We start from the raw sequence: 9,847 nt of genomic DNA on the forward strand, positions 1-9,847 counted from the left end.
ATAGAATCCAGGGGCTTGCGCCCTCAGGGTCTTCGGTCAAGTTATGTCTAGTTAAGCAGATCCTAGTTAATCAGCTACTAAGAAACAACTCCCCAATCCATATAAGGCAACCTAGCCGCTGTGGATCGAATCGCTTCTACTTGAGCAACCAGTTGTCCACAAGTATCCCAAGTCCCAGTCAACAGCATGTTTCTTGGTCCATCCTCCATAAACACAGAAGCCTGCAACTCACCACAATAGACTTGCATCTCTTCCAAATCCAAGGTCATCGGGATTTCAGGATTCTCATGGAGGCTTGTTTGTAATTGCTTGACGGTTTCCGAGTCAGCGGTCACACAGGGAAGCCCTATCGCCAAGCAGTTACCAAAAAAGATTTCGGCAAAACTCTCTCCGACAATTCCTTGAATCCCCCATTTAGATATCGCTTGAGGGGCATGTTCCCGTGAAGACCCACAGCCAAAGTTACCATTTACTACTAAAACCGTTGCACCTTGATAGTGGGGTTGGTCAAAGGGATGTTGTCCGTTAGCTTGAGCGCGGTCATCAACAAAAACCTGTTGTCCGAGACCATCAAAGGTCACACAGCGCAAAAATCGAGCTGGGATAATCCGGTCGGTGTCGATATCATTCCCTACTACAGGAATTCCTGTTCCGGTAATCATCTTTACTTCACTACTCATCAGACCTGCTCCTATACCATCAACTCCCGAACATCAGCCACTGCCCCTTTAACGGCTGCGGCTACAACCATAGCTGGACTCATCAACAACGTCCGTCCCGTGGAAGACCCCTGGCGACCTTTAAAATTGCGGTTAGAAGACGAAGCACTAATCTGACTCCCTTGGAGTTTGTCCGGATTCATTGCCAAACACATCGAGCATCCAGGCTCTCGCCACTCAAACCCAGCCTCCACAAAGACTTGATCGAGTCCTTCTGCTTCTGCTTCTTGCTTAACCCGTTCCGAACCTGGAACCACAAAGGCTTTGACTCCCTCAGCCACATGATGACCTTGAGCAAATTTAGCGGCTTCTCGCAGGTCAGTCAGTCTACCATTGGTGCAGCTACCGATAAAACACACATCCACCTTTGTGCCTTGAATTTCTGTGCCTGGAGTTAGCTGCATGTACTCATAGGCTTGTTGTGCGATCGCTCTTTCCGTTTCTGGCAAACTCTCCGGTATCGGAATGGTTTCATTAACCGCAATTCCTTGACCTGGTGTAATCCCCCAGGTCACTGTAGGCGCAATGTCTGCCGCCTCAAACCTAACCACATCATCATACACGGCATCGTCATCGGACCGGATACTGTTCCACCAAGCCACCGCCTGTTCCCAATCTGCACCTTTGGGAGCAAAATCTTTCCCCTTAAGATAATCAAACGTTACCTGATCCGGGTTAACATAGCCGCACCGAGCTCCCCCCTCGATCGACATATTACAAACAGTCATCCGTCCTTCCATGGACATCTGCTCAAAGGTAGTACCAGCATATTCATAGGCATAGCCAACTCCACCTTTGACCCCCAACTTACGAATGATGTGTAAGATCACATCTTTCGGGTAAACCCCTGGGCGTAAATTACCATTCACCTCTATTTTGCGAACCTTAAGCTTAGACAATGCCAAGGTTTGGGAGGCTAAGACATCACGGACTTGAGAGGTACCAATTCCAAATGCGATCGCACCAAACGCACCATGAGTCGAAGTATGGGAATCCCCGCAAGCCACCGTCATGCCTGGCTGAGTCAACCCTTGTTCCGGAGCAATCACATGGACAATGCCCTGATTCCCAGAGCCGATATTATAAAATCGAATCCCAAACTCCTTACTACTGTTTTCCAACGCTTGCATCATCTCCTCTGCCAAGACATCAGCAAACGGACGACCTTGGTTTTCCGTCGGAACAATATGGTCTACCGTTGCCACAGTTCGTTCCGGAAACAGCACTTTCAATCCCCGTTCCCGCAGCATCGCAAAGGCTTGGGGACTAGTAACTTCATGAATTAAGTGTAAACCAATAAATAGTTGAGTCTGACCCGAAGGCAACGTGCCAACACTATGTAAATCCCAAACTTTGTCAAACAGTGTTCTCGCGCTCATTTAGAAAAGGCTTCTTACCTGGAATCCAAGACAGGGGTAATGTATTTTACCCCCAGATTTCACATTCTATTCTAAAATATGTCCTGTTCAACACAGGTTTTACATTTTTGCTAAAAAAATTAACAGCTTCCCTATAATTATTCAGCTATCATCTATCATCTATCAGCCATTAGCTATCAGCATGCAGCTTATGGGCTATTATGGGCAAGCTACGACAACAGCTTTTGAATAAAACCGGTAAATTTCTTTAATCAATGTTATTGAAAGCTGAGTGCTGACTGCTGAGTTCTGACTACTGAGTGCTGACTGCTGAGTGCTGACTGCTGAAGGCTTCCCCATCCCCACCAATCACTAATCATCAAATAAACCTAAGATTGGACCAAGGATAGCTCCGAACACAAATCCACCAGCATGAGCCCAGTAAGCAATTCCTCCCCCCTCCATTCCCACTTGAGCCTGTGCTCCCAGACTAGCTATGCCATTAAACGCTTGCTGTAGAAACCAAAACCCTAGATAAAATACAGCTGGTATCCTAGCTACGAAAAATATGATAAATAGGGGCACTAGAGTCAGGATTTTAGCATTAGGAAACCTGATAATATAGGCACCCATCACTCCAGCAATTGCTCCACTAGCTCCTAAAGCAGGGATAGGAGATAGAGCTGAGAAAAACCATTGGGCTAACGCGGCTAAAGCCCCACAAGTGAGATAAAAAATTAAGAACCTTATCCCCCCAAGTTTTTCTTCAATGTTGTTACCAAAAATCCACAAAAATAACATATTGGAGCCAACATGAAGAAAGCCAGCATGGAGAAATTGGGATGTGATCAGAGTCAAGGGTTCTGGCACAGGCTGGCCCACAGGAAAACCCTCGAAACTAGCGGTTAACTCCCTAGGTACCACAGCATAAAGCCTAAAAAACGTGTCGAGTTCTGGTTTACTTAAGCTAAGTTCATAAATAAAGACTAAAATATTAATAGCAATCAGAAGGATAGTAATATATGGCGTGATTGTGATTGGGTTTTCGTCTCTTAGGGGTACCATAATTCATTTTTATTTTATGAGTTCACCGAAATAGTCACACCAGATTCTAAAGGAAGTTTACAAAATTAACTAATCTTTGAGTTTTTGCTAAGCAGTCAGTTTTCAACCCCCGTCTATTATCACACTTTTCTCAAGTTAACTAAAACTTGATTTGTGAACTAGATAAGTCAGCTGATTGAGGAGTGCTAGATTTTGGCGTTGCTGATCTAAGGAATAATATCAAGTCTAGTTGGGTCAGTTACCACTTACCACTTACCACTTACCCTAAATCATTCCACAAGTGAGCAACGCCCTATGTTTAGCTTTTGTTGAATCTACCACTTCAGCAGATTAAATTGTTCCATATCCACCGTATCCCGATTACGATATATCGACAGCACAATAGCTAAACCCACCGCCGCTTCTGCAGCTGCTACCGTAATTACAAAAACAGTAAACACTTGACCTTTAATCCCTGCTGAGTCCATAAAATTAGAGAACCCCATTAAATTCAGATTGACCGCATTCAGCATTAGCTCAATAGACATCAGCACTCGCACGGCATTGCGGCTAGTTACTAGACCATAAATACCGATGCAGAACAAAGCAGCAGCAAGTAGTAAAAAGTATTGGAGTTGAAGTTCCATAAATCTGATAGTTTTTTAGGTAGGTAATAGTAAGCTATTCAGCATTTAGATTGGGATACCTAAATTGCTCAAAGGGAACAGTTAACAGCGGTTATGGTAACAGGTAATAACCAATTTAAGCGATGCAGCGCGGTCTTGGGGGTCTCCCCCATGAGCGACTGCATCAAGAAAAATGAACATCAGCTTAGTTTTTAAATGGGTAATTACTAGTTGGTTATTGACCCTTGAGGGGTGACAGTAAACCTTGGCATTTCGGCCACGCTACGCGAACAACTTACCCTTCACCATGCCAAGGGCGAACAACCTTCAACAAAAAACTAAACGGTTGTCTTAGTGGAATCTCCTGCTACAGACGCAAGCTCCCGAGGACGTTCAGGCAAGGTCAAAGCTGTAGCAATTTCCTGATCTCTCGAAACCAATTCCTCAGGAATATAATCCCGACGAGCTATGATAATTGCCCCTACCATTGCCATTAACAAAAGTACAGAAGCTAGCTCAAACGGCAATAAAAAGTCACTGAAAAAATGCTGACCAATCTCCACAGCAGTATTAGTAACAACCATAGCTGGATCAATTTCAACTGACCATGGCGTTGCCAAAACCATTGTACTCAGAAGCGCAAACAAACCAATACAGACTATAGCAGTGGATCCAGTGCGCACCCAGCGCTTAGTCATTGGTTGAAAATCCTCTCGCTTATTCACCAACATGATGGCAAATAAAATTAGGACATTAACCGCCCCAACATAGATTAATATCTGTGCTGCTGCTACAAAGTCAGCATTTAGCAGAATATACAATCCAGAAATACCGATGAAAACACCAGCCAGTAAAAACGCTGAGTATACAATGTTGGAAAGAAGGACAACCCCTAAAGCCGCCCCAATCATGATCACCGATAGTATGGCAACGGAAATTATCTGAACCCCTTCCGCTAGATTCATGCTTAGCTTATCTCCTCGTGATATATTTTTGGCTAATCGTTATTAGTGATAAGTCATTGGTCACAGTCAACAGTCACTAGTTAACCTTCAACCTTCAACCTTCAACTTTAAATTTTCAACCTTCAACCTTCAACCTTGGCCTTTGGCCACGCTACGCGAACAACTTTTAAAAGACCAATGACTAACAACTAACTCTTAACGTCTTCTTCCTTTGATTGCATTTGCTCGAGAATTTCCTCTGGACGCATACCAGCCCTTTGAGAACCTGCTGGCAAATCATGAGGATCCATAACCCCTTTCGGTAGATAAGCCAATTCCCTTAGAGGAGTTACCATTGGGTCTTGGGTAACTTTATAGGGGAGGCGTCCCAGGGCTACATTATCATAGTTCAACTCATGACGGTCGTAGGTAGAAATTTCATATTCTTCCGTCGCTGATAGACAGTTAGTGGGGCAGTATTCAATGCAGTTAGCACAGAAAATACAAACTCCGAAATCTATACTGTAGTGCTTGAGATTTTTCTTCTTAGTAGCTTTATCAAATTCGTAATCTACCACTGGCAAGTTAATCGGACAAACCCGCACACAGACTTCGCAGGAAATACACTTATCAAATTCAAAATGAATCCGACCGCGATAGCGCTCAGAGGGGATTAGTTTTTCGTAAGGGTATTGTACTGTAATTGGACGCCGTTGCATGTGATCAAAAGTCACCGATATCCCTTGACCAATGTAGCGAGCAGCCTGCACAGTTTCTTTAGCGTAGTCGCCAACCTGTTTGATGAACTTTAGCATAATAATAGTTTAGTGTCTCTCTCTTGATGGTCTTGCTGAGTATTGTAGTACTGATTTATGATTCCTAAATTATGTACTTTTTTAAGTATATCTTGTCCGTTTTACTACTTATTACTATCGTTTTTTCGTTACTTGTTAATTCTTAACTTTTAATAAAAAAGTAGCCAGTAAACGGACTTGATATAACTAATAACTAACCACCAAAGGCAATTGGAAATGCCAATTTAAGAGCAGCAGTTAATAGAAGATTTACCAAAGCTACTGGTAGTAGAAACTTCCAGCCTAAGTTAAGCAATTGGTCAATCCGAACCCGAGGCAGTGTCCAGCGTAACAGAATAGCTGTAAAGATCAGGAAGTAAGCCTTTAGCAGGGTCATGGTAATCCCTAAAGAAGCAGTAATCACCTGCAACCAGGAACTGGTTTCACTCACACCTAGCCAGCCCGCAAGCTTATCGAGAGGAATGGGGAACTCCCACCCACCGAGATAGAGCACTGCTACGAGCAAGGCAGATAACACGAGATTGACGTAGGAACCGACATAGAACAAACCAAATTTCATCCCAGCGTATTCTGTCTGATAGCCAGCTACCAGTTCTTCTTCTGCTTCGGGTAAGTCAAAGGGGAGTCGCTCGCATTCTGCCAAGGCCGAAATCCAAAAAATTAGGAAACCCACTGGTTGACGCCAGATATTCCAACCCAGAATGCCGTATCCCGATTGCTGATCAACGATGTCAATGGTGCTGAGGCTGTTGGACATCATGACAACAGCTAGAACCGCTAATGCTAGAGGAATTTCGTAACTGATAGACTGAGCTGCAGCTCTTAAGCCTCCGAGTAAGGAATACTTATTATTAGAGGCGTAGCCAGACATTAACAGACCAATCGGCTGAATGCTCGACAGGGCAATCCATAGGAATATGCCTGTGCCCACATTGGTAATTACCAAGTTCTGTCCAAACGGTACAATCAGGTAGGAGATAAATACCGGCAGTACAACCAGGATTGGTCCGAGGGTGAATAATAAAGAGTCAGATTTGGCTGGAATAACATCTTCTTTGAAGACGAGTTTGATGCCATCTGCTACAGGCTGGAGTACCCCTAGAGGGCCAGCGTATTCTGGACCAATGCGCTGTTGAGCAGCAGCTGAAATTTTTCGTTCTAACCAGACCACTACCAAAACCCCTACGGTGGCAACGGTAATCATTAGAAATAGGGGTAATGGCATCCAAATGGCTTTAGCTGCACCAGCGGGGATGCCTAGATCACTCAGCGATTGAATAAAACTGCTTTGGAGGTCAATTCCTGGATTCATATTTTCCCATGAAGGTTATCATTGAGACCATCGATACCGCTGGTATCAGTGGGTATAAGTTTCTTTATGAAGATTTTTTGAGAACTTCAGTGTCTAGTATATACTTGAGAGCTTAATTTCTCCCGATCACCCGATCACCCCTTGTCTATCCTAGACCTAAAGCATTGCTAGGATAGCTCTATCGCTATTGTTTTTATATATAGGGTTCATCAGCAATTGGATGGGAGTGCGATCGCACTGTTATAGATATCACTGTATAGATCGCGATAGATCGCGCTTTTCCTGGGATGTTAGAACCGCAGGTGCTGCTTTCCCGGCATCCAGCTGCGGAAAATCTAGTCTGTAGACTTGCCTATAAGTATCTTGCCCATAGCTATCTGTTCGTGGCATTATTAATGACCAACGATTAAGTTGTAATATTTAGGCTTATTATTGTCGTTGACTATACCAAAAGCGATTGGCCGTAGACCACACTACGCGAACGCATTTCTACTTAAAACTTCTACTTAACAAACTTAAAGCTAAACTTTCAAGTAGATCAACCCATCTTTAACCCCAATGATCCTGTGCATAAATCCTGGGTGTCCTCAGCCCGGTAACCCTGATACGGATCTATTCTGCTCAAGCTGCGGTTCTGAGTTATTGCTGGCGGGACGGTATCGGGTCAGCCGATTACTCGGAGAAGGTGGCTTTGGACGAATCTATGAGGTGACTCACAAGGGAATTGCCAAGGTTCTCAAAATTTTGATTAACGATGAACCCAAAGCTGTGGAACTTTTTGAGCAAGAAGCCAGAGTTCTCACTCAGCTCAATCATCCAGGTATTCCTAAAGGAGAGGAAAATTTTACCTTCTTTCCCAGAAACCACCAAACCCCCCTATACTGTTTGGTCATGGAAAAAATCTCTGGGCTGAATTTAGAGGAGTATCAGGAAAAGCGAGGAAATCGCCCCATTGATGAAAAATTAGCCTTGGATTGGTTATTTCAAATCGTTGATATTCTCCAAGCAGTTCATCAGGAAAACTTTTTCCATCGCGATATCAAACCTTCCAATATTATTTTGCGTCCAGATGGACAACTAGTATTAATTGATTTTGGCACAGTGCGCCAAGTTACCGACACTTTTATGTTCAAACAATCTGCTGGGAATGTTACCAGTATGATTTCCCCTGGGTATACTCCCCTAGAACAAATCCATGGTCAAGCGGTACCCCAATCGGATTTCTACGCTCTAGGACGGACATTTGTTTATTTGCTGACAGGGCAAGAACCCTCAGATTTGTATGATGCTGGTAATGATATCTTGATGTGGCGACCCCATGCACCACACATTTCTTCAGAGTTAGGGGATTTTCTTGATAGTTTGATGGTGCGAGTTTATCAACGTCCTAAAGATACTCAGGTTCTTTGGGAAAAGTTACAAGCAATCAACTCCGAACTTAATCCTCCACGGCCATCCCAGAAACCAGAAGATTCTACTGTTGTTAATAGACAACAATCAAGTCAAGCGGGGGGGTTGGGCAGTTTAGGAATAGCTGTAGTTGGATTTTTTAACCAATTCCAAAACTCCGAGCCCTCACCAGTCGAGGGAGTGACCCTAAAATCTTTTGAGTTTGATGTGGTAACTCTAGATAAATACGGTGAAATTAAAAAGCGCCGCCGTCACCAAGCCCAATATTTCACAGAAGACTTAGGCAATGGTGTAGGGCTAGATATGGTGTACATCCCTGGGGGAAGATTCCTCATGGGTTCACCAGAAACTGAGAAGGGACATAGCGACGATGAAAGTCCACAGCATTGGGTCAGAGTCTCTCCCTTCTTCATGGGAAAGTTTACGGTTACCCAGGCCCAGTGGCGGGCTGTAGCAACCTTATTCCAAGTCTCCCCTTCCCTAAACCCCCAGCCCTCTAAGTTCAAAGGCGATACTCTGCCAGTGGAAAAGGTATCTTGGTATGAGGCGATGAAATTTTGTGCTATTCTATCTAGGCTGACTGGACGAAACTATCGGCTTCCGAGTGAGGCGGAATGGGAATATGCCTGTCGGGCTGGTACCAGTACGCCATTCCACTTCGGTGAAACCATTACCACCGATGTGGCCAATTACGATAGCAACGGTACATACAGCTCTGAGCCAGAAGGGGTATATCGAGAACAAACTACTCGTGTAGGTAGCTTTGGTGTAGCCAATTCCTTTGGTTTGTATGACATGCATGGGAATGTTTGGGAGTGGTGTGCTGACCATTGGTACCCAAACTACCTAAGCGCTCCGGTTGATGGTAGTGCTTGGCTAAATAGTATCAATGAGTATGATCATCATTCCCGGCTTCTGCGCGGTGGTTCCTGGGATATCATTCCTGGGATATGCCGCTCGGCTTGCCGCTTCAGCTATATCCCGGCAGACAATATCCAAGTCAACATTGGTTTTCGGGTAGTGTGTGATGTTATTACGGCTTGATGGGTTAACCATGGGTAATAGCCGTTGAGGGAGTATTGCTGGTCTCGTGTTGCTGCTATCAATGGGAGCAAGAACTTACGAATGCGATCGCATCAATAAACATCCTGCAAAACCCGATAACCAATATCCCGACGGTAATACATCCCTTCAAAGTGGATACAATCCATAGCGCTATAAGCAACTGATAAAGCTTGCGCTATTGTTTTCCCCGTTCCGGTAACCCCCAAAACCCGACCACCACTGGTAACTAGCTCCTCCTGTTTCAGGGTAGTACCAGCACTGCAAACTATTGCTCCGTGTTGCTCAGCTTGTTCGATACCAGTAATTACCTTACCCTTTTCGTAAGCTCCCGGATACCCCTTCGAGGCAGCAATCACACAAGCAGCAGCCCCTTGTTTCCAAGTAATAGTTGGTAATTGCGCCAGTCGCTGTTGGGTACAAGCCAGAAGCACCTGATCTAGGGGAGTTTCTAGCAAGGGTAGGATAGCTTGAGTTTCTGGATCCCCAAAGCGACAATTAAATTCCAGAACCGTTGGGTTTCCTTCTGGAGTAATCATCAATCCTGCATAGAGAAC

Annotated in this window: 9 protein-coding genes; 1 reads left to right on the forward strand and 8 read right to left on the reverse strand. The window is 44.5% G+C overall.

Translation table 11 applies throughout. The annotated features are described in order from the left end of the window. Positions 1–77: 77 nt before the first annotated feature. From leuD to nuoH, 7 genes are all read right to left on the reverse strand, one after another. Positions 78–680, reverse strand: coding sequence for a 3-isopropylmalate dehydratase small subunit (gene leuD / locus F6K38_RS29160; protein ID WP_008185019.1), 603 nt, complete (start codon positions 678–680; stop codon positions 78–80). An 11-nt stretch (positions 681–691) separates the two neighbouring features. After that, a complete protein-coding gene (leuC, locus tag F6K38_RS29165) occupies positions 692–2,098 on the reverse strand; it encodes a 3-isopropylmalate dehydratase large subunit (RefSeq protein ID WP_287253381.1) in 1,407 nt (468 codons plus the stop codon). Positions 2,099–2,449: 351 nt separating this feature from the next. Then, positions 2,450–3,142: a rhomboid family intramembrane serine protease gene (locus F6K38_RS29170; protein WP_008185023.1), complete on the reverse strand. Its 693-nt coding sequence runs from the start codon at positions 3,140–3,142 to the stop codon at positions 2,450–2,452. A 314-nt stretch (positions 3,143–3,456) separates the two neighbouring features. Beyond that, positions 3,457–3,768 carry an NADH-quinone oxidoreductase subunit NuoK gene (gene nuoK, locus F6K38_RS29175; RefSeq protein ID WP_008185025.1) on the reverse strand — a complete coding sequence of 104 codons (312 nt, stop codon included), beginning with the start codon at positions 3,766–3,768 and terminating at the stop codon, positions 3,457–3,459. A gap of 317 nt (positions 3,769–4,085) precedes the next feature. Continuing rightward, positions 4,086–4,712: an NADH-quinone oxidoreductase subunit J gene (locus tag F6K38_RS29180; RefSeq protein ID WP_008185027.1), complete on the reverse strand. Its 627-nt coding sequence runs from the start codon at positions 4,710–4,712 to the stop codon at positions 4,086–4,088. A gap of 188 nt (positions 4,713–4,900) precedes the next feature. Further along, the gene (gene ndhI, locus F6K38_RS29185; RefSeq protein ID WP_008185029.1) at positions 4,901–5,506 is read right to left on the reverse strand and encodes an NAD(P)H-quinone oxidoreductase subunit I; all 606 of its coding nucleotides are present in this window, start codon (positions 5,504–5,506) and stop codon (positions 4,901–4,903) included. Positions 5,507–5,699: 193 nt separating this feature from the next. Continuing rightward, the gene (gene nuoH, locus F6K38_RS29190) at positions 5,700–6,818 is read right to left on the reverse strand and encodes an NADH-quinone oxidoreductase subunit NuoH (protein ID WP_008185031.1); all 1,119 of its coding nucleotides are present in this window, start codon (positions 6,816–6,818) and stop codon (positions 5,700–5,702) included. 558 nt (positions 6,819–7,376) lie between these two features. On the opposite strand from nuoH, the gene F6K38_RS29195 reads away from it, so the two are divergent. Continuing rightward, positions 7,377–9,272 carry a bifunctional serine/threonine-protein kinase/formylglycine-generating enzyme family protein gene (locus tag F6K38_RS29195; protein ID WP_287358551.1) on the forward strand — a complete coding sequence of 632 codons (1,896 nt, stop codon included), beginning with the start codon at positions 7,377–7,379 and terminating at the stop codon, positions 9,270–9,272. Between the two features lie 92 nt (positions 9,273–9,364). On the opposite strand, the gene F6K38_RS29200 is transcribed toward F6K38_RS29195, so the two are convergent. Continuing rightward, the coding region (locus F6K38_RS29200) for a phosphoribosylamine--glycine ligase (RefSeq protein WP_287358554.1) at positions 9,365–9,847 on the reverse strand (483 nt) is incomplete at its 5' end.

This window comes from Moorena sp. SIO3B2 (assembly GCF_010692525.1).
GTDB lineage: Bacteria > Cyanobacteriota > Cyanobacteriia > Cyanobacteriales > Coleofasciculaceae > Moorena > Moorena producens.